This is a genomic window from Acinetobacter sp. S-1, assembly GCF_059579785.1.
The window spans coordinates 1,993,038-2,018,347 of the sequence record NZ_CM184207.1 but is presented as its reverse complement, the minus strand read 5'-3'; the positions used below and the strand labels follow the sequence as shown (position 1 = coordinate 2,018,347).

22 protein-coding genes are annotated in these 25,310 nt (G+C 36.6%); 12 read left to right on the top strand and 10 right to left on the bottom strand.

The features are described from left to right. The first annotated feature begins 73 nt into the window (after positions 1 to 73). The gene (locus AC52J8_RS09635; protein ID WP_057070758.1) at positions 74 to 1,285 is read left to right on the top strand and encodes an alkane 1-monooxygenase; all 1,212 of its coding nucleotides are present in this window, start codon (positions 74 to 76) and stop codon (positions 1,283 to 1,285) included. A gap of 123 nt (positions 1,286 to 1,408) precedes the next feature. Here the strand turns inward: AC52J8_RS09635 and AC52J8_RS09630 are convergent, their stop codons facing one another. The 4 genes from AC52J8_RS09630 to AC52J8_RS09615 form a co-directional block, all read right to left on the bottom strand. Next, a complete protein-coding gene (locus tag AC52J8_RS09630) occupies positions 1,409 to 2,614 on the bottom strand; it encodes an acyl-CoA dehydrogenase family protein (protein WP_064784103.1) in 1,206 nt (401 codons plus the stop codon). A gap of 23 nt (positions 2,615 to 2,637) precedes the next feature. Next, complete coding sequence (locus tag AC52J8_RS09625) at positions 2,638 to 3,921, bottom strand: acyl-CoA dehydrogenase family protein (RefSeq protein WP_496538915.1); 1,284 nt, start codon at positions 3,919 to 3,921, stop codon at positions 2,638 to 2,640. Positions 3,922 to 4,149: 228 nt separating this feature from the next. Next, positions 4,150 to 5,523 carry an ABC1 kinase family protein gene (locus tag AC52J8_RS09620; RefSeq protein ID WP_086398970.1) on the bottom strand — a complete coding sequence of 458 codons (1,374 nt, stop codon included), beginning with the start codon at positions 5,521 to 5,523 and terminating at the stop codon, positions 4,150 to 4,152. A 234-nt stretch (positions 5,524 to 5,757) separates the two neighbouring features. Beyond that, on the bottom strand, positions 5,758 to 6,060 hold the full coding sequence (locus AC52J8_RS09615) for a hypothetical protein (protein WP_005076193.1): 303 nt from the start codon (positions 6,058 to 6,060) through the stop codon (positions 5,758 to 5,760). 189 nt (positions 6,061 to 6,249) lie between these two features. On the opposite strand from AC52J8_RS09615, the gene ybaK reads away from it, so the two are divergent. The 9 genes from ybaK (at position 6,250) to AC52J8_RS09570 (ending at position 17,240) form a co-directional block, all read left to right on the top strand. Beyond that, positions 6,250 to 6,717 (top strand): Cys-tRNA(Pro) deacylase, encoded by a 468-nt coding sequence (gene ybaK / locus AC52J8_RS09610; protein ID WP_086398971.1) that lies wholly within the window; start codon positions 6,250 to 6,252, stop codon positions 6,715 to 6,717. Between the two features lie 157 nt (positions 6,718 to 6,874). Beyond that, positions 6,875 to 9,106 (top strand): TonB-dependent receptor, encoded by a 2,232-nt coding sequence (locus AC52J8_RS09605; protein ID WP_086398972.1) that lies wholly within the window; start codon positions 6,875 to 6,877, stop codon positions 9,104 to 9,106. A gap of 563 nt (positions 9,107 to 9,669) precedes the next feature. Continuing rightward, the gene (gene mtlD / locus AC52J8_RS09600; RefSeq protein ID WP_197738919.1) at positions 9,670 to 11,817 is read left to right on the top strand and encodes a bifunctional mannitol-1-phosphate dehydrogenase/phosphatase; all 2,148 of its coding nucleotides are present in this window, start codon (positions 9,670 to 9,672) and stop codon (positions 11,815 to 11,817) included. A 100-nt stretch (positions 11,818 to 11,917) separates the two neighbouring features. Beyond that, on the top strand, positions 11,918 to 12,544 hold the full coding sequence (locus AC52J8_RS09595) for a 2'-5' RNA ligase family protein (protein ID WP_086398973.1): 627 nt from the start codon (positions 11,918 to 11,920) through the stop codon (positions 12,542 to 12,544). Then, complete coding sequence (cobU, locus tag AC52J8_RS09590; RefSeq protein ID WP_075382912.1) at positions 12,532 to 13,050, top strand: bifunctional adenosylcobinamide kinase/adenosylcobinamide-phosphate guanylyltransferase; 519 nt, start codon at positions 12,532 to 12,534, stop codon at positions 13,048 to 13,050. The genes AC52J8_RS09595 and cobU overlap by 13 nt, the downstream gene beginning before the upstream one ends. Position 13,051: 1 nt before the next feature. After that, positions 13,052 to 14,107 carry a nicotinate-nucleotide--dimethylbenzimidazole phosphoribosyltransferase gene (cobT, locus tag AC52J8_RS09585; protein ID WP_086398974.1) on the top strand — a complete coding sequence of 352 codons (1,056 nt, stop codon included), beginning with the start codon at positions 13,052 to 13,054 and terminating at the stop codon, positions 14,105 to 14,107. After that, positions 14,100 to 14,699 (top strand): histidine phosphatase family protein, encoded by a 600-nt coding sequence (locus tag AC52J8_RS09580; RefSeq protein WP_086398975.1) that lies wholly within the window; start codon positions 14,100 to 14,102, stop codon positions 14,697 to 14,699. Before cobT ends, AC52J8_RS09580 begins: the two co-directional genes overlap by 8 nt. 122 nt (positions 14,700 to 14,821) lie before the next feature. Next, entirely contained in the window at positions 14,822 to 16,390 is a 1,569-nt protein-coding gene (locus tag AC52J8_RS09575; protein WP_086398976.1) for a histidine-type phosphatase, read from the top strand. 106 nt (positions 16,391 to 16,496) lie between these two features. After that, complete coding sequence (locus AC52J8_RS09570; RefSeq protein WP_086398977.1) at positions 16,497 to 17,240, top strand: adenosylcobinamide-GDP ribazoletransferase; 744 nt, start codon at positions 16,497 to 16,499, stop codon at positions 17,238 to 17,240. A gap of 71 nt (positions 17,241 to 17,311) precedes the next feature. On the opposite strand, the gene AC52J8_RS09565 is transcribed toward AC52J8_RS09570, so the two are convergent. Beyond that, the gene (locus AC52J8_RS09565; RefSeq protein WP_014206644.1) at positions 17,312 to 18,421 is read right to left on the bottom strand and encodes a 3-deoxy-7-phosphoheptulonate synthase; all 1,110 of its coding nucleotides are present in this window, start codon (positions 18,419 to 18,421) and stop codon (positions 17,312 to 17,314) included. 96 nt (positions 18,422 to 18,517) lie between these two features. Beyond that, positions 18,518 to 19,405, bottom strand: coding sequence for a sulfite exporter TauE/SafE family protein (locus AC52J8_RS09560; protein ID WP_086398978.1), 888 nt, complete (start codon positions 19,403 to 19,405; stop codon positions 18,518 to 18,520). Between the two features lie 61 nt (positions 19,406 to 19,466). Between AC52J8_RS09560 and AC52J8_RS09555 the strand changes: the two genes are divergently transcribed. Next, the gene (locus AC52J8_RS09555; RefSeq protein WP_081038762.1) at positions 19,467 to 19,583 is read left to right on the top strand and encodes a hypothetical protein; all 117 of its coding nucleotides are present in this window, start codon (positions 19,467 to 19,469) and stop codon (positions 19,581 to 19,583) included. Here AC52J8_RS09555 and AC52J8_RS09550 read toward each other — a convergent pair. From AC52J8_RS09550 to AC52J8_RS09535, 4 genes are all read right to left on the bottom strand, one after another. Continuing rightward, positions 19,558 to 19,839, bottom strand: a complete 282-nt coding sequence (locus AC52J8_RS09550) for a DUF1634 domain-containing protein (RefSeq protein ID WP_086398979.1) — start codon at positions 19,837 to 19,839, stop codon at positions 19,558 to 19,560. The two genes, AC52J8_RS09555 and AC52J8_RS09550, sit on opposite strands and share 26 nt — an antisense overlap. Then, positions 19,836 to 21,392, bottom strand: a complete 1,557-nt coding sequence (locus AC52J8_RS09545; protein ID WP_198912066.1) for a PepSY-associated TM helix domain-containing protein — start codon at positions 21,390 to 21,392, stop codon at positions 19,836 to 19,838. Before AC52J8_RS09545 ends, AC52J8_RS09550 begins: the two co-directional genes overlap by 4 nt. Continuing rightward, entirely contained in the window at positions 21,385 to 21,684 is a 300-nt protein-coding gene (locus AC52J8_RS09540) for a hypothetical protein (RefSeq protein WP_057070769.1), read from the bottom strand. The genes AC52J8_RS09545 and AC52J8_RS09540 overlap by 8 nt, the downstream gene beginning before the upstream one ends. A 66-nt stretch (positions 21,685 to 21,750) precedes the next feature. Continuing rightward, a complete protein-coding gene (locus tag AC52J8_RS09535) occupies positions 21,751 to 23,886 on the bottom strand; it encodes a TonB-dependent siderophore receptor (RefSeq protein ID WP_086398980.1) in 2,136 nt (711 codons plus the stop codon). 220 nt (positions 23,887 to 24,106) lie between these two features. On the opposite strand from AC52J8_RS09535, the gene lpxB reads away from it, so the two are divergent. Then, positions 24,107 to 25,282 carry a lipid-A-disaccharide synthase gene (gene lpxB, locus AC52J8_RS09530; protein ID WP_086398981.1) on the top strand — a complete coding sequence of 392 codons (1,176 nt, stop codon included), beginning with the start codon at positions 24,107 to 24,109 and terminating at the stop codon, positions 25,280 to 25,282. Positions 25,283 to 25,310: the final 28 nt, after the last annotated feature.

Sequence of the window (25,310 nt, the reverse complement as noted above, 5' to 3'; positions counted from 1 at the left end):
TTGGACGGTTACTACTGTTAAGTAAGTACTATTTCTTTAACTATATAGATATATAGAAAAAGGAAATATGACTATGAATGCACCAGTAAATGTTCAGCAAGAACTTATGCCAGTGCCAGCGTCTATGCGTGAGATAGATCGTAAGCGCTATTTATGGATGATTAGTCCAGCTCTACCTGTAATTGGTTTAGGTATTTTAGCTGGTTACCATTTTGGCCCACGCCCATTAAAAAAAGTTTTCGCTTTAGGTGGTCCACTATTATTACATGTTGTGATTCCTGCAATTGATACGATTATTGGTAAAGATGCACGTAATCCAACCGATGAAGAAATTAAGCTTCTTGAAAAAGATCCGTATTACTCACGTTTAGTGAAGAGCTTTATCCCATTACAATATGCAGCAAACGTTTACGCATGTTATTTAACAAGCCGTAAAACTACTTCATTTATTGATAAAATTTTGCTTGGTATTTCAATGGGTGCAATTAATGGTATTGCAATTAATACAGCCCATGAATTAAGTCATAAGCATGATCGTATTGATCATATTTTATCTCATCTTGCTTTGGTTCCTACAGGTTATAACCATTTCCGTATCGAACATCCTTATGGACACCATAAACGTGCAGCAACTCCTGAAGATCCGGCTTCTTCACGGATGGGTGAAACATTTTATGAGTTCTGGCCACGTACAGTTGTAGGTTCTTTTAAATCTGCAATTGAAATCGAGAAAAATCGTTTAAAACGTAAAGGAAAAGAGTTCTGGTCAGCAGATAATGAATTATTACAGGGCTGGGGAATGAGCGCTGCTTTCCATGCTTCTATGGTGGGAATTTTTGGTAAAAGCACAATTCCATATTTAGCGACACAAGCATTTTACGGCATTAGTCTTTTTGAAATTATTAACTATATTGAACATTATGGTTTACTACGTCAGAAAAAAGAAAATGGTCAATATGAGCGCACAATGCCAGAGCATAGCTGGAACAACAATAATGTAGTAACAAACTTATTTCTGTACCAGTTGCAGCGTCACTCAGATCATCATGCTTATCCGACTCGTCCTTTCCAAGCATTACGTCATTTTGATGAGGCGCCAGAATTACCAAGTGGTTATGCAAGTATGTTATTACCTGCGTTAATTCCTTCGTTGTGGTTCAAAATAATGGATAAGCGAGTTTTTGATCACTATAAAGGTGATTTGAACAAAGCGAATATTTCACCAAAACGACGTGCAAAAATCTTCAAAAAATTTGGTGCAGTAGATAAATCCTTAGAAGCATAAAAATTGAATAAATAATATATTCCTGAAATACGAAACCCTCTAATCATTTGATTAGAGGGTTTTATTTTTTAGATAAATCTTAGCGTTATGAACCAAGAGAGTTTAGATTCTCTTGCATCTTTTTTATTTTAATTCACTAGAAGATTTACCAAGCTCACGACGTGCAATAATTAATTGTTGAATTTGCTGAGTACCTTCAAAAATATCAAGAATTTTTGAATCACGTGCCCATTTCTCAAGTAGTTCATCTTCGTTATAGCCAACACTTGCTGCTAACTCGACACATTTTAAAGTGATCTCGTTACCAACACGACCTGCTTTTGCTTTTGCAATAGATGCTTCTTTAGAATTTGGCTTTTTATTATCAGCCATCCATGTTGCTTTTAACATGAGCAGACGAGCAGCTTCCCATTCAGCCTCCATATGGTAGATTTGAGCTGCAAGGTTAGAAGCATGTAGGTAGGGAGTCGAGTAGTTAGGATCAAGCTGATCTTTAAAAATCTCTTTAATACGCTCTAGTGAAGCTTTTGCACAACCGATTGCCATTGCTGCAACTAAAGGCCGAGTATTGTCAAAAGTTTCCATTACTCCAGCAAAACCTTTAGCGACATCCACTTCGGCATTACCCAAAAGGTTCTCAGCAGGTACACGGCAGTCAATAAAACTGATGACTGCTGTATCTGAAGCTTTAATTCCTAATTTATGTTCGAGACGTTCGACCTTCATGCCAGGCGTACCTTTGGGCACTACAAATGATTTAATCGCTGCACGGCCAAGTTTACGATCAAGTGTAGCCCAAACAACGACAGAGTCTGCTCGTTCACCTGAGGTCACAAAAATCTTTTCACCATTTAGAATGTAGTCATTGCCATCTTTGGTTGCTGTGGTACGGATAGCGGCAGAGTCGGAGCCACAACCAGGTTCTGTGATGGCCATTGCTGCCCATGTTCCTTTGAAACGCTCCAATTGTTCATCATTTGCCACAGCAGCAATTGCTGAGTTTCCAAGACCCTGACGAGGCATACTCAGTAATAAGCCTGTATCGCCATAACACATCTCAATAATTCCAAGAGCGGTCGACATGTTGGTTCCATTGCGAATACCTTCATTGTCGGTATCACCGCGCTTTCCAGCACCCGCAGCACCAGCATTAATTCCTTCACCACCTTCATTCATGCCATCAATGAGGGAGGCAAGCATATCAAGTTCTTTTGGATATGCATGTTCAGCTTTATCATATTTGCGAGAAATAGGGCGTAAAACATTGATCGCAACATCATGTGCCTGATCAATCATCATTTTGAATTTTTTTGGATTTTGTAAATTCATTAAAGTATCCTCTGATTGATCATTTAAGCATGTAAGCCAGATTGTAAAATTGCAGTAGCCCGTAAATCGCGGTACCAACGTTCAACTGGATGTTCTTTTGTGAAACCATGTCCACCAAGAATTTGCACACCGTCTGTACCAATTTTCATGGATTTTTCAGCACAAAGTAGATGAGCTAAGTAAGCTTCGCGGTGAAATGGCTTGCCTGACTCTGCAAGGCTTGCTGCATTTAAAATCAACATACGCATTGCATCAATTTCAATTGCCATATCTGCAATCATGAAAGCGACACTTTGACGATGTGAAATAGGTTCACCGAATGCAGTTCGTTCATTGGCATATTTAATACAGTAAGCTTTTACAGCTTCACATGTACCTACAGCCATTGCACACCACATTAAGTTGCCTAAATCTACAAAGGCTGTGTAATCAAAATCTGTTGCACCTAAACGTAGAGCAGGAGTGTGATTAAAGCGAAGAGTTGCTGTTTCTGTGGCTTTAAGACCCATGGCCGGAGTGTTTTTTATTGAAATTGTTTCATTACACTGCACGACGAATACGTCTGGCTTGCCGTTAAAGTCTGCACTTACTAAAAATACATCAGCTAAATCGCCTAAAATCACTAATGTTTTTTCACCATCAATAAAAAACTGATCATTTTCAAGTGATGCTTTTGTTTTTAAAACATAAGGGTTAAATGCTGGAGTTGTTTCTTGAACAGCAAAAGTTGCTGTAATGTCTGAGTCTTCTGCAAAACATGGTAGGTACATCGACTGAACTTCAGCAGAACCCCAACGTGTGATTGCATTAATAACGCTAAATGTACTGAGTAATCCTGCTGTAAGAGTGAAATCACCTTCAGCTAGTTTTTCAGCAATTAATAAGTTACTAAAGATATTTTGTTCGGCCGCTACTCCACCGAGTGCTTCTGGAAGTGCATAGTAGTTAAGTCCTAAATCTTCAACATATTGCCAAAGAGTTTCAGGAAACTGAGCTTCCTGATCGGCATTATGAGCTAACCCCAATAAAACCTCTTGAGCAAATTGAGACATTGCTTCAGAAGTCATTTGTTGTTCTTCGGTTAAACTTAAATCAAATAAATTTTTTTGTTGGCGAGGTAAACGTTGTTGAGAGATTTGCTTGGGCTTAAATGCTTTTTGAGTCTGCGTTAATGCTCTAAAGCCAGCTTTTGAACCTTGATAAAGAGATTTTTCAACAAATTTACGCAACTTGAGTTGATCAAGTACATCGCTTCCAGCCAATCTTGTGATCAGCGATAAACCCAAACCCTGAGCTTTATTGATCATACTTGTCATGATTATGGTGTCCTAACACATTGTTATTGTTTTATGCTGACACGCCTTATATTAAAAAACTATGTCGTTACTGACATTCGAAAAATGAGTAGATAAATGGTAAATAGAAAATAAGAAAATTATAAGTTTTTGATTTTATTTATTTAAAATAATTGTAATGTTGGGGAGCCGAGAAGGATTGACTAGAATGACATGGAATCATTCTAGTCTTTCATTAAATCAAGCAAAGTTACGAATCATACGTCGTACATTGGTTTTTGCATCAATAACCGTCATAAATGTGTAGGCTCCAATGAATTTACGGCTAATAAACATAAACTCTTTTGGCGGAACCGAAAAATAACGTGAAGCCATTGATTTACTAGCTTGTTGCATAACACGGCTATGGAGCTGGCTTTTCTTCCAGTCATAACGTTCGTGTTCATCCATAAGACCAGCGGGCATATCTGGGTTATTTGCAGGAGTACTGAATGCTTCTGTTGCAAGTAAAAAGACATCAGCCATACTTGGTTTAATACTTTCAGGCATCGCATCAAAGAACTCGTAACCAGTCATGGCTTTGACCATTGCATCTTTATTATGTTGATAACCTGCCTGAATGAGTTGACGGGCAACTGATAGCAAGTGTTCATCAAACTGGCGAATAGCACCAAAATCTAATAATACAATTTTGTCTTGAATGTCTTGGCCATTACCTAAACGAACAAGGTAATTACCAAAGTTAGGGTCAGTTTGCATTTCACCCCATTCAAAAATTTCACGAACCGCAATCTCTAATGACGCTTCACCGAGTTGATTACGACGTTCTTGAGGTAATGACAACATCACAGGGCTATTAATTGGCACACCACGTTCAAAAGTCATGCAGAGCACTTGATTTGTGCAATATTCATCTACAATTGTAGGAACAATATAGCGCTCATCATCTTTTAAGCGTTCACCAAAGCGACGAGTAGTGGCAGCTTCAACATCATAGTCAACTTCACGATGCATCATTTCACGTACTTCATCAAACCACTGATCAAATTCACGGGTTTGTGGAACCATACGCGTCAGTTTAAGCATGTTTTTAAACAAGCTCATATCGGAGTCAATAGCATTTGCAACGCCCGGATATTGAATCTTTAAAACTAACTCTAAACCATCTGATTTACGCGTTGCACGGTGTACTTGTGCGAGAGAGGCCGTACCAATTGGCTCATGATCAATTGTTAAATCATTTAATTTAGCGCCCAATTGCTCTTGAAGATGCGGCTTAATTGCAGGCCAATCTAAAGCAACTGTCTGGTTATTTAGGGTGTTTAATGCTTGTGTAATTTCTTCAGGTAAAAAATGTTCACCATAAAGGGCCATCATTTGGCCAATCTTAACAATAGAACCCTTAAGTTTACCTATTTCAGAAACCAGATAATTAGCTTGCTCGCTCATCGCTTTTTTGCGTTTCTTTTCTTTTTCTTCCTCATTAGAAAATAAAGAAGAGGCACTTGCAGTTGCCCAACGTGTTCCTGCAAGTAAAGAAGCTTTCGCGATTGATAAGCGTCGATCCATGGAAGAAGTTTTTAAACTCTTAAGCTTATCTTTCTGATTTGACATGAAAATAGAATCCTATGCGCATCATGCAGCCAAACGCTGGTGATCTAAAATTGTAACGAATATTACATGTTTTGAGCGTATTAAAATAGTTCTCTCAGACTGAATGATCAGTCGAAATGGCTATCTTTATTTCATTAACTTTAAAATAGCCTAAGCAATTTTAAAATTTAAGAAACTTACAGCGTTCAGGTGAGTAAAACTAGGGCAAAAACAGATCTTTCACAAAAACTTAAATTACATTTTAAATTGGATCTTTAATTCAGACTTCTGCATTAAGTGAAGGCGATTGGACTGAATATGCTGTAATAACATTTGTTTGACTGAATCATGCATAAAACCAAGTGCATGAGCTTTTACAATAATAATGCTGGGTAAGGTATAGAAAAAATACTTAACATCCTCGAGTGTTGCATTATTAAAGATGCCTTGTTCAATTAACGTCTGCTGTAAAAACTGCTTTTCATTTAAGACATAATCTGAAGATTCATCCCAAAAACGGTGACGCATAGCCATCAGATTGTTGTGTTTATAACTCATAAAATTGTCAGCTCAGACTTAAATCTAAATAAAATATATGGAGTCGAGCCCTGAATATCAAGTTGAGATTATTTTTTCTTCAGTTGCTGTTTGAATTTTTATGTAACTCTTGTAAATAGCCTAAGCAATTTTAAAAATTTTTCTAAAAAAACTATAATCCAAATAATTTCATCTATAACACTACTTATTATGACTCCTGCATGTAGACTGTTAAAAAGCAATAAAATTGAATTTTCTATTCATGAATATGAACATGATTCAAATACTAAAAGTTTTGGATTAGAAGCAGCAAAAAAACTAAATTTAGATGTAAGGGAAGTATTCAAAACTTTAATGGTGAGTGATGATAAGAATTTTTTTGTTGCAGTATTGCCAGTTAATCACCAATTAAATTTAAAAAAAGTCGCTACGGCGTTTGGCTGTAAAAAATTGCAAATGGCGAACCCTAAAGACGCTGAACGTTTAACGGGATATTTAGTCGGAGGGATTAGCCCGTTAGGTCAAAAGAAGCGCTTAAAAACCGTTATTGATGCATCTGCACAAGAGTTCAGCAAAATCTATGTGAGTGGAGGAAAACGGGGACTAGATATTGGCTTAAACCCGAAAGATCTAGCACAACTCTTAAATGCTCAATTTGTTGATGTACTTGATGAGTAAAATAAATCTTTTTCTTATCTCATTAAATTAACTAATTTTAAGATAGGTAGTATTAAATCAAGTTTTTTAATAAAAACAATTCTCATTATTATTTATATTTAGTATTATTCCGAGCCTTATAACTATCTAATAACTTTTGGGTTTGGAGAAAGGGAAAATGCATCAATACAAAAAGGTTGGGGCTAACTCAAATCATCTGATGTGTGCTGAATCACGGTATTTTAAATTAAAACCTTGTTGTATTGCTCTAGCAGCAATATTTGCGCAGCAGGTTTATGCAAATACAAATATTGAAAAGGCAGCCCTTAATAATCAACCGACACAAAAGCCTGTAGCTCAATTGCAAAAAATTATAGTGACGGCGACAAGGACGCCCAAAAATATTGCTGAAATTGCAGGCACAGTTCAAACGATTGAAAAGCAGCAAATTGAACAACAGGCAACTGCTGGACGAAAAACTGCCGATATACTGGCTCAATTGGTTCCATCACTTGGGGTAAGTAGTGGAACGACTACCAACTATGGGCAAACAATGCGTGGTCGTGATGTCATGATTATGATTGACGGCGTATCGCAAAATGGATCACGCGATGTTGCTCGGCAGCTAAATAGTATTAGTCCAGGCATGATTGAACGTATTGAAGTTCTTTCAGGAGCTACAAGTATTTATGGATCAGGTTCTACCGGCGGGATTATTAATATTATTACGAAACGTGCTGATTCGACTAAACCAGTAAGTTTTGAAACTAAACTTGGTATTACGTCTTCCGATACATTTCGAAGTGATAGTCTAGCTTATGAAATTGGCCAATCTATTTCATTTAATAAAGATAATATAAATGGTTTCTTAGGGGCTAATTTCACTAGTCGCGGATCTCAGTTCGATAGCCATGGTGATCGTATTGCTATAGCACCTATGCAAGGTAGCCGTCCTGATACTGATACAATTGATATTAATAGTCGTATAAATATAGATTTAACTGATAACCAATCACTAAGTTTGGGTGCACAGTATTATAAGGATGAACAAGATACGAATTATGGTCCTGATTATGGGAAAAATTATATTTATGGAGGAGCGCCTAACTCATATATTGGGAAAAAGGGTTTAGAAATATCTAATCAGCCTTTTACAGAGCGCTATGCATTCAACACTCAATACCAAAATAAAGATATTTTAGGTCAGGTCTTAAATTTAGAAGGATATTACCGTAAAGAAGATGCTCGTTTCTTTCCAGTCTTTTTAGGAGGGGAAGGTACAGAAGCAAAGCAATCTCAATCTGAAATCGAAGTAGCTGGTCTGCGTTCAACAGTACAAAGTGATTTAAATATTATGAATCGTGATCTTAATCTAACTTATGGTTTAGATTATGAACATGAAAAAGATCATCAACATTATGAGCATTTCACAGCGTTTAATACAGGTTTGACCTATAAACCTACAGGTAAAACTTCCGATGCCGGTCCAAATACAACAATTCAAAGTGCTGGCATTTTTATACAAGGTGATTACGCTTTAACAGACCGTATGAATGTCCAGGCTGGTACTCGTTACCAATATATCAAAGCTGAAACAGAACAGTACTCGACTAAAAATGGCATACAGCCAAGCGGATCTGTAAATGACGATGCTGTTTTATTCAATTTGGGAGCGATATATAAATTAACAGATGAGCAGCAAATATTTGCTAATTTCTCTCAAGGTTTTAGCTTTCCAGATGTACAACGGATGATGCGTGATGCATTTAATATCTCAACAGCGAATATCCAACCTATTAGTGTAAACAGCTATGAACTAGGCTGGCGTTTACAAGGGGAGCAAAGCCTAAATCTAGGTATAACGGGTTTCTATAATACCTCAGATAAAGTTGTTCAATTCTACAAGAACAGTAATAAAGAAACTGTTGCTGAGGTTATGGACAAAGACCAACGTGTATATGGTGCTGAACTAACGGCGACCTACCCATTTATGGAAGAGTTTAAAGTTGGGGGAACACTGGGTTATACGCGAGGTCAATATAAAGATACGGATGGTAAATGGAAAGAGTTGAATGCTTTTCAAGTTTCACCAATCAAAGGTACTGTTTTTACCGAGTGGAACAGTGATGAAGGATATGGTGTTCGTATGCAAATTCTTGCTATAAAAGGTACAAATGAAGCAGTAAAAGATGGTTCACTTTCAGCTGTAAAAATTAAAGGCTATAGCACGATGGATGTTTTGGCTCATTTTCCAGCTTGGAAAGGACGTATAGATTTTGGTGTATATAATGTTTGGAATAGAGACTATCGAACTATTTATAGTCAACAAGCAGAAAAAGTATATGGTCTTGTAGAAAGTATACCAGCTGAAGGACGTACTTACGGCCTCAGTTATACATTTAATTATTAATATGAAGTGAGATAGGGAATATCTATAAATCATAGGTATTCCTTAATAAATTAAAAAAATAATAAAATAAACTTGCATTATTAAATGCAAATGATTATCATTACACATATTGAAAGTTGAGAAACGTTCTAGTAATTAAGATTAACGTCTACTACTGTAATGCTGGGTTTTAGGCGATTTAAAGTTATACCAGAGACTCCAATAACAATGATGTTGAAAAAGATGAGTTGATTTCTGGTATGTGAGCGCCTGCAGGATATTATAAAAATAGGCAGGTTCAACTAGCGGTAAATGGAACAAAGAAAAATAAACATTATCAGCGCAACAAAAAGAACTAATCAAAAGCAGTAGGCGAGGATGGCCTGCTGCTTTTGTAGTTAAAGTTAATTTCATAGTTATTTATACATTTCAACTATTTTGGATATTTAACTCTACCCAGTAACAGATCGATTATATTTTTGATCAAAAAACAACCACTAATGTTTCATTTATTAACATCCTGCCTTTTTAGCCGTTTTTTTGTATACCCTGAATAAAACATGATCAAAAAAAGAGGTAAAAACGTGCTTATTTTTCATGGAAAACCTGTTCACGGAGCTATATTTGATATGGATGGGACAATGTTTGACACTGAGCGATTGCGGTTTCAAACATTGCAACAGGCATCTCAAGAACTCATTGGACAGGAATTTTCACACGAATATTTAATGCAATGTTTAGGTTTAAGTGCAACTACTGCTGAGCAATTGGCTCAACGGTTATATGGGGTAAATGTTCCCTATAAAGAAATTCGAAAAAAAGCTGATGAGATGGAACTCGAATATATTCGAAAACACGGCGTACCTATCAAAAAGGGTTTAGTTCAGGTTTTAGAGCGTTTACGAAAATCTGGTTTAAGAATGGCCGTTGCGACTTCAAGCCGTAGGGCAATTGCCGAAGAATATTTAATTAATGCGAATGTTTATAAATTTTTTGATGTGATTACCTGTGGTGATGAAGTAGAGCAAGGAAAGCCGCATCCAGAAATCTTTTTAAAAGCTGCTAGTCAACTTCACTTAGACGCTAACCAGTGTCTTATGTTTGAAGATTCTGAAAATGGTTTAACTTCAGCTCACACTTCAAAAGGTTTAACGATTTTATTAAAAGATATTAAAGAACCAAATGACGAAATGCTGGAAAAAGCACATTTTTATTATGATCAGATGTATGACTTTTTAACCGATCTCGACCAATTTATCCCTGTTATGGATATGCCAGAGATACAAGAACCTTTTCCACAAAGCCTAAATCAACTGACAGTGGGGATACATGGTTTCGGTGCTATTGGCGGCGGTTATATAGCGCAGATCTTGTCACATTGGGATGGATATACAAAGCCAAAACGTATTATTGCTTCTACAAGAAATAGTCTTTTTCGCGAAGCTGTGAATGCATTTGGAACATATAGCATTCGCTATGGGCAATTTTCTTATGATGAACGTATTGAGAATATGACCATTGTTGATTCTGAAAATGAACAACAAATGTTGGAGATGTATACCCATTCAAGTTTGATCGCACTGTGTTTACCCGAACAGGCCATCGAAGTTGAGGCAAAAATAATCGCAAAAGGGCTATATGCACGTTTTAACTCATCACTTGAAACATGTATTGAGCCGTTAACTTTTCTAATTATTTTAAATAAAGTCGGCGCGAAATATTTAGTTATGAAACATCTTAGAGAAGCTCTATTAGAATTGACCAACGATGAAGATGTGACTGAGCATATTTTAAAAGAACATTACTTTTGCGACACCGTTGTAAATCGCATGGTTTCAAAATTATCTAATCAAAATTTATATCGCCAACTTCGTATTAAGCATAATTTCCTTGAACAGCATTTAGAAGATGTGGAACACGAAGAACAAATCGAAATTGAAGACTGTAATAAACTGACTCAAGACCAGCAAAACCAGGCATCTTTATATGTCGATAACATGCGCCGTAATTTTCAGCCAGGCCATATATTACAAAGCATGGATCTAATTCTGTTTCATAGCGAAACGGATATGCCAATTTATGTAGAAAAAGGCAGCCCTTTACTTGAAAAGTTGCGTCAAGTTGTCTTGGTGAATCAGATTACAGACATTCAATTAATCAAAAACCGTCTATGGAACGGCGTGCATGCCATGCTTGCTTGGTACGCATCTTTACTAGGTTATGAATCTATTGGTGTTGCCATGGGTGATCATTCAGTTAAAGCATTTGCAGAAAACTTAATAAGAGAAGTAAAGCAAGGGCTTGCAATTGTATTACCTAACTATGCAAAAGATCTGGATCGCATGGCACAAAGCTTCCTAGACTCATGTGAATATGCTTTTAAAGACCCTTGTCAAAGAGTTGCTAGAGATCCACTTCGCAAATTAACTCATAATGAAAGAGTAATTGCGTCAATTGAGGTGAATATAGATCATAATTTGCCTTATAAAAATCTATTAAAAGGTGCTGCACTAGGGTATGCCTATGCGATTCAATTTTTAGAAATTGAAGAGACTAATGCAATTAAACATTTACACGAGCAAGTTAAAAAACTGGATATGAGTGCTGCTCAAAAAGCACAACTTGAAGTTGAGTTAACGCAATTAGTTCAATATTTATTTTCTGAACAAGGCAAACAGCCTTTAAACATGAATATTGTCAACTCAGAAAAAGCGCGTACTCAATATGCCTAAATCCTTTTAATTATGCTCTACAACTGAAAGGCAAACATGCTTTAATACAAGAATTGAATGATTTTGAATTAAAGCTGTGTTGCTAAAACCCTCGACGTTCATGGTGCCAACATCTATACGAGATTATCCTGAGTGGCATCTTGGACGGCAAAATTATGCGTTGTGGTATTTAGAAATTAATAATCAAAAAACAGTTGATTATTTAGATGCCTTGCGCGCGCATTTTTCAGAATTCTTATTAGAACCTAATAGTCGTCAATATCATATCACGCTGTTTATATGTGGATTTTTAGACCACGAAACCAGAGTTTATAGTGATGACTTTAGTTTGAGTGAATTTGAGCAGCAAAGAGAAATCTTAAAAAAAGAAGATTTTGCTCCGTTTCATTTAAAAATTGGTTCAATCGATAGCTTTAGTAGTGCTCTATTTGTAGAAATAGCAGATACCGAAAATATCTTATTTCAGATACGCCAAAAGTTAGGTTTAGTTTCTAATGAAATTGCGGCTTTAGATTATTGCCCACACATCACTTTAGGGTTGTATAAAACAGACTATAGTAGTGATTTGATTTTACAAAAAATTTCTGAATTACCTGTACAATATAAACAGGCTGAATTTGACCTTAAAGTTGAGCATTTAACATTTGGTTATTATCAAGCTCAAATTTTACAAGGTAAGTTATATCCGTATCAGCATTTGTTTTTAGGTGATGCATGTTGCAACTGATTTTGGGTGGAGCTCGTTCCGGCAAAAGCCGACTGGCTGAACAAACGGCAATAGACAGGCAATTAGCTGTCACTTATGTTGCAACGGCGCAAGCGCAAGATTTTGAAATGCAAAGCCGAATAACACATCATCAAAATCAGCGTCCTTCTCATTGGTCTTTGGTTGAAGAACCTTTATATTTAGCAAAGATTCTGCAAAAAATTGATCGACCTAATCAAATTATTCTTGTGGATTGTTTAACACTTTGGCTAACCAATTTATTACTTTTAGAAGATCAAAATGTTCAACAACTTGAGTGTGAGCAACTATTAAAAGTTTTACCCACGCTTCAGTCAGAAATTATTTTAGTAAGTAATGAAACGGGTTTAGGCGTTGTGCCACTCGGTGAGATTAGTCGTCGATTTGTCGATGAAGCAGGCAGACTGCATCAGAGTTTAGGGCAAATTGCAGATAAGGTTGTGTTTTGTGTGGCTGGTTTTCCAATGATTTTAAAAGGTGAGAAATAAAATGAACTGGTGGTTACAATCTGTACAGCAACCTGATGTGGACGCAAAACAACAAGCTGAGCAACACCAGCTTCAACTGACCAAACCTACAGGTGCTTTAGGTGATCTAGAACTGATAGCAGTAAAACTTGCTAGTTTGCAATCAAATGCGCATCCACACATTACCCATCCATGGATTACAGTTTTTGCTGGCGATCATGGCGTGGTTGAAGAAAATATCTCTGCATATCCTCAAGCCGTTACCCGTCAAATGTTACAAAACTTCACGACTGGTGGTGCAGCAATTAGTGTTATTGCCAAATATCATCAAGCTCATTTACAAGTGATTGATTGCGGTACAGTTGGTGAAGCATATGAATATGCAGGGGTTGAACGTCATTGTATTCGTGCCGGCACGGCAAATTTTGCCAAACAAGCTGCAATGAATGCAGATGAATCTCGTGCTGCTTTAGAGTTAGGTAAAAACAGTGTAGACACGGCCAAATCTAAAGGTGCAGATATTTATATTGCGGGTGAAATGGGTATTGGAAATACCTGTTCTGCTTCTGCCTTAGCTTGTCTTTTATTAAATGATACTGCCGAGCAATTAACTGGAGTTGGTACAGGAATTGGTGCCGATCAGTTAAGACATAAAATTGAAGTGATTGAAAAGGCAATTGAACTTCATCATAAACATGTTACTGGTGATGCATTCAAAACACTATGTGCAGTTGGTGGATTGGAAATTGCGGCAATTACAGGTGCTTATATCCGCTGTGCGCAGGTGGGTTTACCTATCATTGTGGATGGTTTTATTAGTTCGGTCGCTGCTTTATGCGCAGTGCGGATGAACTCTAAAGTACGTGATTGGATGCTTTTTGGACATCAATCGGCAGAATATGGCCACCAACGTATTTTACAAGAACTCAATGCTGAGCCAATTTTAAAAATGAATTTACGTTTAGGTGAAGGTAGTGGTGCTGGCGCTGCTTTGGCATTAGTTAAAATGGCATGTGTATTACACAACCAAATGGCTACCTTTGCTCAAGCTGCCGTAAGCGGGGATAAAATTGGGTAAATTTAGAATTGATTTACTTAGACATGGCGAAAGTCAATATAGCCATACTTTACGTGGCCATTTAGATGATGAGTTAACTGCTAAAGGTTGGCAGCAAATGCAGTCAACCATTGAGCAAGTCACAAACCAGACATGGGATGTCATTATAAGTTCATCATTAAAGCGTTGTGCTTGTTTTGCTGAGCAACTTGCTAAGACAACTCAGCTGCCTTTACTTTTAAACCATGACTTAAAAGAAATGTATTTTGGTGATTGGGAAGGCGTCTCAACTCAGCAAATTTATGAAACTTCACCCGAATTACTTGCAAATTTTTGGCAAAAACCGAGTCAATATTGTCCACCTCGCGCAGAAACATTAAACCAGTTTCAAATAAGGGTTCTTAAAGGTTTTCAAGATTTGCTGAAGCATATGCAAAAGCAGAACTTACAGCATGCTTTAGTTGTTACTCATGGCGGTGTAATTAAGCTATTGGCTTGTTTAGCCAGACAACAACCTCTAGATGACTTACTTAAAATGCCAGCAGAGCTTGGAAAATTATATTCACTCGAATTTTATGAAACAGATGGTCAAATAACTTTTAAGTTAAGATAGTAGTTTTATTTTTATACACTAGTAAGTTATTATTTTTACAATATTATTTTAGCCTGTGTAATAGAACTGTCATTGCTAATATCTAAGCTATTGGCATTTCTTATTAATCACACATCTGGCTTATGAATATTTTATTTAAAACAACTGTGCTTGCAGCATCATTATTGCTCGCGGCTTGTAATAACAATGATGATCAAGAAGCTCAAACTGCACCATCTACAAACTCATCAAAATATTATCAAACAAAAACACCTTACCAACCTCAACAAGAAATAAAAAACTATGAAAAAGCACCGAATGGATTTCAGCCAGTTTTTACAGAGCTAGTGGCACGTCATGGTTCAAGAGGTTTATCAAGCCTCAAATATGATTTAGCACTTTATAATTTATGGAAACAGGCAAAAGCAGAAAATGCCTTAACACCATTAGGTGAGCAATTAGGTGCTGATTTAGAAGCCATGATGAAGGCAAATATCTTATTAGGTTATGGCGTGGAAGGGATCCGCCAGTATGGTTATGGGAATGAAACCATGACTGGTATTTTAGAACACCGTGGCATTGCCGATCGCTTATTACAGCGCTTATCAACTCTTTTAAACTCGCAAGCATCTATATTGGTACAAAGTTCTGGAGTGGATCGTGCGGTAGATAGTGCAAAATTCTTCACTGCTGAACTCATCAAACAACGACCGCCACTGAAAGATAAAATTGTTCCATTGTCTTATACCAATTTATCGAGTGAAAGCGTGCCAAGTGTTGAAGATGGTGGCGTTGATCGTTTCAAACTCTATTTTCATAGTTTGAATGCAGACGAAGACTTAGTTCAACCCTTGAGTGCTAGCCAACAAAAAATTTATGATGCTAGCCAGGCCTATCAAGATTTTGAAGAAAATAATAAAGATTTAGCACAAAAGTTAGATGAGTTATCGAAAAATACCGAGGCTGAAAAAACAGCTCAAACAGTGCTCAGCCCGATTTTTAAAGCAGACTTTATTAAAAAACTTGGTACAACAGGTTATAGTTTTAGCAATACCGGATCCTTTACAGTCACTTCACCTAAAGGTGAGCAAATTACAGAAAAAGGTAAGGGCAAAAATACGATTGCTAGTGCAGTAGATGCAGCAGCTTATATTTATGAGCTCTATTCAATTTCGGGCGGCATGAAAGATGAGTTAAAAGGTATTGATTTTGATAAATATATGCCTTTGGACGCTGCAAAATTTTATGCTGAATTTAATGATGCGAATGATTTTTATGAAAAAGGTCCAAGTTTCACAGAGTCAAATCAAGTAACAAGTGAAATTGCTCAAGGACTCAAACAGGACTTGTTCCAACAAGTTGATGCGGTTGTAAATAAAACCCAACCATACAAAGCAGTTTTACGTTTTGCCCATGCTGAAATTATTATTCCTCTAGCAACCAGTCTAGATTTACATAATATGATGCAACCTTTACCACTACATCAGACTTATAATTATTCAACCAGCGCATGGCGTGGTGAAGTGGTTTCACCTATGGCGGCAAATGTTCAATGGGATATTTACCAAAATAGCCAAGGCTCTACTTTGGTTAAAATGCTTTATAACGAAAAAGAAACTTTGTTCAAATCTGCATGTAACTATGCACGTTATACGCCAACTAGCTTTTACTACGACTACATCAAATTGAAACAGTGCTATCAAATGCAATAGATTTTCAGTTTTTGAAGTCTTTAATGGGAATAGGGATTGCTATTCCCATTTTTATTTCTTCATAATTCAATTTATTTTCAAATGTAGATCAGTTAGAGACTTGGATATGACACCTTTTTGGATTGCATTGCAATTTTTAACTGTTCTACCTATTGAGCTAAAGACAATGCCAACGGCGCGACAAAATGGTCGAGCTATTTTGTTTTATCCTCTGGTCGGGTTGATTATTGGTGGCATTCTTTTTCTTATCTCGTGTCTTTTAGTTAAGTTACCCGTTCTTTTGCTTGCTACCATCATAATGACTTTATGGATTTGGCTAACAGGTGGGCTGCATTTAGACGGGCTAGCAGATACGGCAGATGCATGGGTAGGTGGTTTTGGAGACAAACTCCGTACTTTACAAATCATGAAGGATCCAAGTTGTGGCCCAATTGGAGTCCTTAGCTTAGTTATCATATGTTTGCTCAAATTTGCATTGGTTTATGTATTGATTGAACAGCATCAAATGTTATTTTTAGTCTTTGTTCCTATCCTTGGGCGCGTGGTGCCATCTATTTTATTCTTAACTACACCATATGTTCGTGAAAGAGGTTTAGGGCGTTCTTTGACAGATCACTTACCTAAAACAACTTCATGGATAATCACTGGGTTCGTTCTACTATTACCTTTGTATTGGGAGTTGCAAGGGTTTATTGCCATCATTAGTTTTTTAATAATTCTCGTTTATTTAAGACATCTGTTTATTAAAAGAATTGGTGGTATTACGGGGGATACTGTCGGTGCAGCGATTGAGCTAAGTGAAACCGTGCTGCTCTTTGCTTTTATTGTGAGTTATTTTTATTTAGTTTGATTTTGAGTTTCATCCAAAAATAAAAAAGCCCTCAAGAATGAGAGCTTAATTTTCAATCTTAAAAAGATGAATTAGCGATTTGGTAAAACTTCTTTTAAAGCTTCATGCATTTCAAGCAATGTCTTCTCGGTAGTTTCCCAGTCAATACAGCCATCAGTTACTGATTTACCATATTCTAAATCACAAAGATTTTCAGGAATATCTTGGCGACCACCTTTTAAGTGACTTTCAACCATAATACCTACGATTGACTTATTGCCGTCTAAAATTTGTTCAGTAATATTTTTAAGAACAAGTGGTTGTAAATACGGGTCTTTATTTGAGTTAGCATGGCTCGCATCAATCATGATTTTGTTGCTCACTTTAGCTTTTGCTAAAGCATTTTCTGCTTCTGCAACAGAGCCTGCGTCATAGTTTGGTTTACCATTACCACCACGTAATACAACGTGTGCATAAGGGTTACCATTTGTATTAATAATTGAAACCTGACCGTCTTCATTTAGACCTAAGAAACTATGGCCATATTTAACAGATTGCATCGCATTGGTTGCAACAGTTAAGCCACCGTCTGTACCATTTTTAAAACCAACTGGTGAAGATAAGCCAGAAGACATTTCACGGTGAGTTTGGCTCTCTGTTGTACGTGCGCCAATTGCAGACCATGAAATTAAGTCTTGGTAGTACTGTGGAGAGTTCGGGTCGAGTGCTTCAGTTGCACATGGCAAACCTTTTTCATTTAACTCAAGCAAGAGTTTACGGCCAATACGTAAACCTTTTTCGATATTAAATGAGTCATTCATATCAGGGTCATTGATTAGGCCTTTCCAACCAATTGTTGTACGTGGTTTTTCAAAATAAACACGCATAACTAGATATAGAGTATCTTTAACCTTTTCGCTTAGCGCTTTTAAACGATCAGCATATTCGTGAGCAGCTTTTGGGTCGTGAATAGAGCAAGGACCAATAACAACAAACAAACGTTTATCTGAACCATCTAAAATATTACGAATAGTTTCGCGGCCTTTTAGAACAGTTTGCGAAGCAACATCAGATAAAGGAAGTTCTGACTTAAGCTCATTTGGTGTTACAAGAGTTTGAATGCTTTTAATATTAACGTCGTCGATATCTGGCTTTGAAACGGAATTTGAATGTGTAGTCATTGCTGTCACTGGTTCGATCATACTAAAGGTTGTTTTGTGTACTGAATATACCATGAAATAATTATGAAAATACTACATCTCATGGTATTTCAGATTGGAAAAATCCTATTGATTTTACTATCTTTCAGTCGAGTTGCCTGTTTTTTCGGCAACTACTGCTTGTTGTTGTACCACAGGTGCTTTCGGTTTTGCTTTGACTGGATGAACCATAAAGTTAACACCGAGAGCAAATAGGGTAATCCCTAGAATTTTTCGGATTAAACGTTCAGGCATACGAGAACTAATTAATGTTCCAATAATAATTGCTGGAATCGAACCCACCAATAACCACATCAGAAGAGTAAAGTCGACGTTACCAGCACTCATGTGTCCAAGGCCAGCCACTAAGGTAAGTAATACCGCATGTACAACATCCGACCCGATAATTCGGATCATTGGCAAGTTCGGGAACATAATCACAAGTGCCATAATCCCAAATGCACCCGCACCAACTGATGAAAGTGTTACGAATACACCTAAAATGATGCCCATAATCACGATAAAGCTACGTTTTTTATGGATTGCTAACTGCTCATTTTCAGTTTGGGTAACTTCTTTGGATCTGAATTTATTAAAGAATTTCTCAATGCGCGTACGGAAAATGATGGAAACACCAGTTAAGGTCAGCATAAAACCTAACACCATTGTGAGTACAGCTTTATAGTGTGTTGACTGACTTAAATAATGTTCAAGTACCCACGCAGTACCGAAAGATGCAGGAATACTACCTACTGCCAACCATAAAACAATTGGCCAGACAATATTGAGTTTTCTAGCGTGAACCATTGATCCACAAAATTTTGAGATTGCAGCATAAAGTAAATCGGTACCAATCGCGATATGAGGTTCAATTCTAAAAAGACCAATTAAAATTGGTGTCATTAATGATCCACCACCAACTCCCGTAATCCCTACACAGAAACCAACTAACATACCCGCTAAGATAAATTCAAAAGCACCAGACATCTTTATCGCCACTTATCACGAAACGCAGATATCTTATTCCTTTTAGAGATAAACAGTTGTCATGAATAATGATTTACTTATGCAAAAAAAAGCTAAGCAACGAAAATTTTGCTTAGCTTGTACTATTTTTCATCATTTTTTAAAGAAAATGATTATTTTGATGACTTTAGAGGATTAACTAAAAGTATAAGAATAAAAGTTAATGGCGTTGCAAAGATCCACAAACTGACAAAACCAATTGAAAATTTATAGTGTTGAATAAGAATAAATACACATAAACCAAATAATATGAATGCGGCTATTTTGAAATATCGGTAATACTTTTGAGCTAACGATTTGAAATGACCTGTTGATTTCGGCGATCGATATTTTTCGCTCGCCATAAACAACAAATACATTCCTAATAAGATTAAGAGGAAAGCTATAAGAATCATGAGCTCACCTCAGTATTTAATTTATTCAGCTTTTTTTGAATTTTTGCGACAGCTTTATGCTGGATAGGTTGAATTTTGCAAAATATAAAAATGGCTAAAGCTGCAAATAGCCACAAAAATACATCTATGCGTGCAAAGGTCCAATAATCTCTGAGGCTTTGAACATACTCATGTTTAAGTAAATAAATTAGATTTAAGATTGGAAGTGCAAGACACAGCATAATAAAAATACTCAGTTGAGTTCGCCACAAATGCTGCTTTTTAGTGATGAAAGCAATGATTAAGCTGATTAGCCAAACCAAGAAAAAGCTATAAATTTCATAATTGATTGTGGTTGAAGTGACTGTAAATAATCGATTTGAGCTTAAATAGGCGACAGTTGCACAAGGCAATCCTACAAATGCAGCAACATTTAAACGGTCAACTAAGTAGTGCCCGAAATGAAACTGACTACTTTTATTTTGAATTTGGCGTTTAAGACTCCAAAGTAATAAACCAGAGGCAATCATTACACAGCCTAAAATGCCTGAGAAAAAGAATCCTAAGCGAAGTAAAGGTTGAGCAAATGTTGCCATGTGCAGGCCATAAACACCCGCATTCAATGTTGCAATAGGGCTATTATTACGTGTATCTGCCAAGACTTTGCCAGTTGAAGCATTTAATGTAATTTGAGGTTGATTACGAGTAATAGTGCGATCTTCTTTTTGAATAAATGTAATTTGAGCTTGATTGGTATTTGGATTTTTTACACTCATTGTTGATAAGGGTTGATTTCCCCAACGTTGTTGCACTTGGTTTAATAACTTTTCGATAGATAAGTTCTGAGCTGGCTGTATCGATTGGTTTTCAAGCACAGTCTTTGTACGTATTTCGGTGAAATATTGATATGGATTTTCAGGATAGAGCTTTTGCATGCCCCAAGGCAGATATAAATAAAAGAAAATAGCTAAGCCTGTAAATGTAATGGTTAAAAAGAAAGGTAGGGCAATCACCGAAGAAATATTATGAAAGTCTAACCATGAACGCTGAGACTTAAATGTACGCAAAGTAAAAAAGTCGGTGAATATTTTTTTATGGGTAATGATGCCTGAAACCAAGGCAATCAACATAATAAATGCGGCAAGACATACTATTAATCGCCCGATGAATATTGGAATACCAAAAAGTTGGTAGTGGAATCGGTAAAAAAAGTCGCCGCCTAGAGTTGCCGAAAGTTTAAGTTCTTGACCAGTGTTTGCATCTAGAGTTGCATTTCCATAACCGCCGTCTGGTTTTTCCCAATACATGGTGTTTACTGGACTCTCAGGTGTTGCAACATTTAAATACCAAGATTTGGCGTCAGGAACATGTTCTTGTAAATATTGATATGCTGTTTTAATAGCAATATCTTGCTTTACTTCATATTGTGCAAGTGGAGGCTGCATCCATAAATTAATTTCGTGGCGGTAATAAGACAAACTTCCCATTAAGAAAATGGCAAATACGAGCCAGCCAAAAATTAAGCCAGTCCATGAGTGTAGCCATGCCATAGATTGGCGTATACCTTTATGCATAACCTACCGTCCGTGTCACAATAAAGAAAAGGGCAAATAGAGCGATTGATAAAATGGTTAGTCGCAATAATGATTGAATGCAGAAACCAACAATTACAAAAACGACGTAAAATAAAATCGCTATAAATGCTGAAAGATAGATAGCCTCAGCTTTGTCCAGATTCAAAAGGAAAATTCCAGTGAGTCCAAGACTTAAATACGCCATACAGGCAAAGCCCATACCGAAAACTAGCAAGAATCGATAGAAAACTTTTATACGATATGACACAGGGAGATTTACAGTTTTGGACATCTTTACTGACACATACACAAAGAATAATAAGTAAAGCCAATCCCTAAATTGGGATTGGCTACGATATTAATATTTAAACTTTACAGCAACTGTATAGTTGGCAGAAGGACCATAAAAAGCTTGGCCATCTGGAAAGCTATTTAAATATTTTTTGTCAAAAATATTATTACCATTTGCCTGAAGCGTAATATGATCATTGACTTCATAGCTTGCCATTAAATTGACTAAAGCATATGCATCTTGTTTGATCATACTGTTTACATTTGAATCATATAACTTTATCCCATCTTGCCATTGTAAGCCTGCACCAACTTTCAGCTTAGGTAAAACTGGCGGAGTATAGGTGGTTAGCAAGTTAAGTGTTTGGTTTGGATTGTAGGTTCTTGCCTCGCCACCATTTTTAGTATCTTTAATACTAAATTGAGCATAGCCGAAAGAAAGATTTACGTTATCAGTAATTTGACCTGATAGACCGACCTCTACACCTTGTGACTCTAAATCACTCGTTGGTATTTTTCGATTAAGTGGATTTCCATCAGAGCTGCGTAGAGGGTAATTATTTTGTTCAGTTTTAAATACTGAAAGTGTTCCTGTTAAACGGTCATCTAGCCATGAACTTTTTACGCCCATTTCATAGCTTTTACCATCAATAGGTTTTAAAGCTTGATTGGTATCTTTATCAATACCAGTTTGAGGACGGAAAATTGAGGTGTAACTCATATAACCTGTATATTCAGGTGTAAAGTTATAAGTTAGTCCAACATATGGTGAGACTTTACTTTCACTATATGACATTGGTGAACCATAACTTTCACCTTTACTTTCAGCTTGGACATAGTTTGCACCAAGTAAAAGTTTTAAATCTTCATTAAGATGTAAGCGTGTCGCAGCATAGATGGAATTAATATTTTGTTTATAGTTTGCGGCTTCCGTAAAATCCGACCAAGTTATAGATTGCGGTGTCCAGCTTGCCCAATCGGTAGTAGTTGACTTTATAACATTACTATCATTAATCGTTCCTGTAGATTGTTTATCTTGCTGATGACTACGTACATAGCTGTAGCCTAAAGATGCCTCATGTTCTCGATTGAAAAGTTTATATGTTCCTTCGAGATTAAAATCGACAGCATGTTTTTCTTGGTGCTCTTGACCGCCCCAAGGGGTTAGAGAAACGCCTGATCCATCAGCTTTTGGATAACCATAATAATAAAGAAGACGACTATTATGCTTGGTATCAAGATAGTTATAAGTCAGTTTAGCCGTCCATAGATCATTAATTTTTTGTTTTAATTCAACAAAAGCATTTTGTGTCTCATTATCCCAGTGCGCCCAGTCAGGGTTTGGATTATATGAGCGATCATATGAAATTTGTTTACCATTGGCATCTAATAAAGGCAGAGAACCCCAGTTATTTGCATTAGGTTTATTCTGTTCTTGGCTATAACCTGCAGTAAGTAAAGTACTATCTGTCAAATCAGCTTCAATAATACCTGCGAAACCATTTTTCTCAGAAGAATACCGATCAAGGTAAGAATCACCAGTTTGTTCATAGCCCATAATACGGCCACGTACTTTTCCACTCGGTATAATTGCGCCAGAAACATCAGCTTCATAACGCTGCGTATTCCAAGAGCCATAACTTACGCCACCACTTGCTTGGAATTCTTGAGTCGGGCGTTTTCGAATATTATTAATTGTAGCGCTTGGATCACCAAATGCATTAGTTAAAGAGTCAGCTCCTTTAACCACTTCTACACGATCATAGAAATAAGTATCAGGATTCGTATTGTTATAGTTATAACCTGAGAGGGGAAAACCCACGCCGTCAGTTAATATATTTGAAATCTCAAAGCCACGAGCCATATAGGTAGTTCGCTCAGTTTCTTGATTAGATACTGTTACACCAGGGGTGTTTTTTAAAACATCGCGAGTACTAGTAAGACCAAAATCTTCTATTTGCTGACGAGTAACGACGTTAATGGTTTGAGGAGTTTCTTTAGCCTCAATATTAAGCTTGGTTGCACTACTCGAATTTTTAACATTATATGCTTTAGTTTGTTCAGAAGACTGTTCAGCATTTGATGCTTTAATTTGAATCGTCTGTAAAGCTTGTACCTGTGCATCTTGGGCATAGGTGAGGTTTGCATAACAAATCGCGCAGGCGATTACGGTAAGCTTAAATGGTCGAGGTGGGATATTCATAAGATTAAAGATAATGTAAATAATTCTCATTTATTTTATTGTTTGTAAATGTAAGCTACAATTCAAATTGCATTGTTAATTTAGATTAAAAGATGGTGAATGAGTGTAATTTTAGATAGCTTGTGCTGTGGCCGCTCTTGGTAAGTACATATAGATCAAGTTCAAGATTGATAAACCTCTATGCTAGAATGCATTATTTCAAATTCTTGGGTAAATCACCTTGGCAAACCGAAAACTTAAAATAGGTATTGTAGTTGGGGAAGTTTCTGGAGATACGCTTGGTGTGAAACTTATGCGTAGTTTTCGAGAACAGGGAATCGATGCTGAATTTGAGGGAATCGGTGGTCCCCAAATGATTGCTGAAGGTTTTAACAGTTATTACCCAATGGAAACTCTATCTGTGATGGGGATTGTTGAGGTCTTAAAAGATTTAAAAAAATTATTCGCCGTGCGTGATGGTCTAATCAATCAATGGACTCAACATCCGGTTGATATTTTTATTGGTATTGATGCACCAGACTTTAACCTTAGACTTTCGAAAAGTATTAAAGAAAAGAATCTTCCAATAAAAACAGTTCAATATGTAAGCCCATCAGTTTGGGCGTGGCGTCAAGGACGTGTTCATGGCATCAAACAAAGTATAGACTTAGTACTTTGCTTATTTCCTTTTGAAAAAGTTTTTTATGAACAATATGAAGTTCCAGCAGCATTTGTAGGACATCCGCTAGCTAAACAATTGCCACTTGAGAATCCAATTCAAATTGCCAAACAGCAATTGGGTATTGATGAAAATCAGAAACATATTGCCTTGTTACCTGGTAGCCGCAAAGGTGAAGTAGAGCGTCTTCTTCCTATGTTACTGGGGGCTGCCAATATTTTGCATACCAAACATCCAGACATTCAATTTTTAATTCCGGCAATTAATGATGCTCGTAAACAACAGATTGAGCAGGGTGTTGAACAATTAGCGCCTCAATTTAAAGCAAAAATTCATATTTTAGAAAATACGGATAGTGAATCGAAAATTGGTCGTATGGTCATGAATGCGAGTGACGTTATTGCTTTAGCTTCTGGAACAGCGACATTAGAAGCCATGCTCATGCATCGCCCAATGGTCACATTCTATAAATTGCATTGGTTAACTTATTTAATTGCTAAATTCTTGGTGAAAATTCCTTATTACTCTTTGCCTAATATTATTGCGGGTAAAAAAGTAATTGAAGAGCTAATTCAAGCTGATGCCACACCTGAAAATTTAGCAACTGAAATAGAAAAACTAATGAATGTTGAGACAGCTCAAATTCAAGTGATGCAACATTTAACCATGCATAAACAACTTATTTCTGGAAATACAGAAGATCCAGTTCAAGCAATCCTAAAAGTACTTGAAAAGTAAAAAAAAGCCCCATTTTTAGGGGCTTTTT

What these genes read in the sequence shown, in the direction of transcription:
- cobT (WP_086398974.1), top strand. Translation starts at nt 13,052, where the DNA reads ATGAACTGGTGGTTACAATCTGTACAGCAACCTGATGTGGACGCAAAA.
- AC52J8_RS09575 (WP_086398976.1), top strand. Translation starts at nt 14,822, where the DNA reads ATGAATATTTTATTTAAAACAACTGTGCTTGCAGCATCATTATTGCTC.
- AC52J8_RS09595 (WP_086398973.1), top strand. Translation starts at nt 11,918, where the DNA reads ATGGTGCCAACATCTATACGAGATTATCCTGAGTGGCATCTTGGACGG.
- cobU (WP_075382912.1), top strand. Translation starts at nt 12,532, where the DNA reads ATGTTGCAACTGATTTTGGGTGGAGCTCGTTCCGGCAAAAGCCGACTG.
- AC52J8_RS09545 (WP_198912066.1), bottom strand. Translation starts at nt 21,392, where the DNA reads ATGCATAAAGGTATACGCCAATCTATGGCATGGCTACACTCATGGACT.
- ybaK (WP_086398971.1), top strand. Translation starts at nt 6,250, where the DNA reads ATGACTCCTGCATGTAGACTGTTAAAAAGCAATAAAATTGAATTTTCT.
- AC52J8_RS09535 (WP_086398980.1), bottom strand. Translation starts at nt 23,886, where the DNA reads ATGAATATCCCACCTCGACCATTTAAGCTTACCGTAATCGCCTGCGCG.
- AC52J8_RS09560 (WP_086398978.1), bottom strand. Translation starts at nt 19,405, where the DNA reads ATGTCTGGTGCTTTTGAATTTATCTTAGCGGGTATGTTAGTTGGTTTC.
- AC52J8_RS09565 (WP_014206644.1), bottom strand. Translation starts at nt 18,421, where the DNA reads ATGATCGAACCAGTGACAGCAATGACTACACATTCAAATTCCGTTTCA.
- AC52J8_RS09625 (WP_496538915.1), bottom strand. Translation starts at nt 3,921, where the DNA reads ATGATCAATAAAGCTCAGGGTTTGGGTTTATCGCTGATCACAAGATTG.
- AC52J8_RS09620 (WP_086398970.1), bottom strand. Translation starts at nt 5,523, where the DNA reads ATGTCAAATCAGAAAGATAAGCTTAAGAGTTTAAAAACTTCTTCCATG.
- AC52J8_RS09635 (WP_057070758.1), top strand. Translation starts at nt 74, where the DNA reads ATGAATGCACCAGTAAATGTTCAGCAAGAACTTATGCCAGTGCCAGCG.
- AC52J8_RS09570 (WP_086398977.1), top strand. Translation starts at nt 16,497, where the DNA reads ATGACACCTTTTTGGATTGCATTGCAATTTTTAACTGTTCTACCTATT.
- AC52J8_RS09540 (WP_057070769.1), bottom strand. Translation starts at nt 21,684, where the DNA reads ATGTCCAAAACTGTAAATCTCCCTGTGTCATATCGTATAAAAGTTTTC.
- AC52J8_RS09630 (WP_064784103.1), bottom strand. Translation starts at nt 2,614, where the DNA reads ATGAATTTACAAAATCCAAAAAAATTCAAAATGATGATTGATCAGGCA.
- AC52J8_RS09555 (WP_081038762.1), top strand. Translation starts at nt 19,467, where the DNA reads ATGAATAATGATTTACTTATGCAAAAAAAAGCTAAGCAACGAAAATTT.
- AC52J8_RS09605 (WP_086398972.1), top strand. Translation starts at nt 6,875, where the DNA reads ATGCATCAATACAAAAAGGTTGGGGCTAACTCAAATCATCTGATGTGT.
- AC52J8_RS09615 (WP_005076193.1), bottom strand. Translation starts at nt 6,060, where the DNA reads ATGAGTTATAAACACAACAATCTGATGGCTATGCGTCACCGTTTTTGG.
- AC52J8_RS09550 (WP_086398979.1), bottom strand. Translation starts at nt 19,839, where the DNA reads ATGATTCTTATAGCTTTCCTCTTAATCTTATTAGGAATGTATTTGTTG.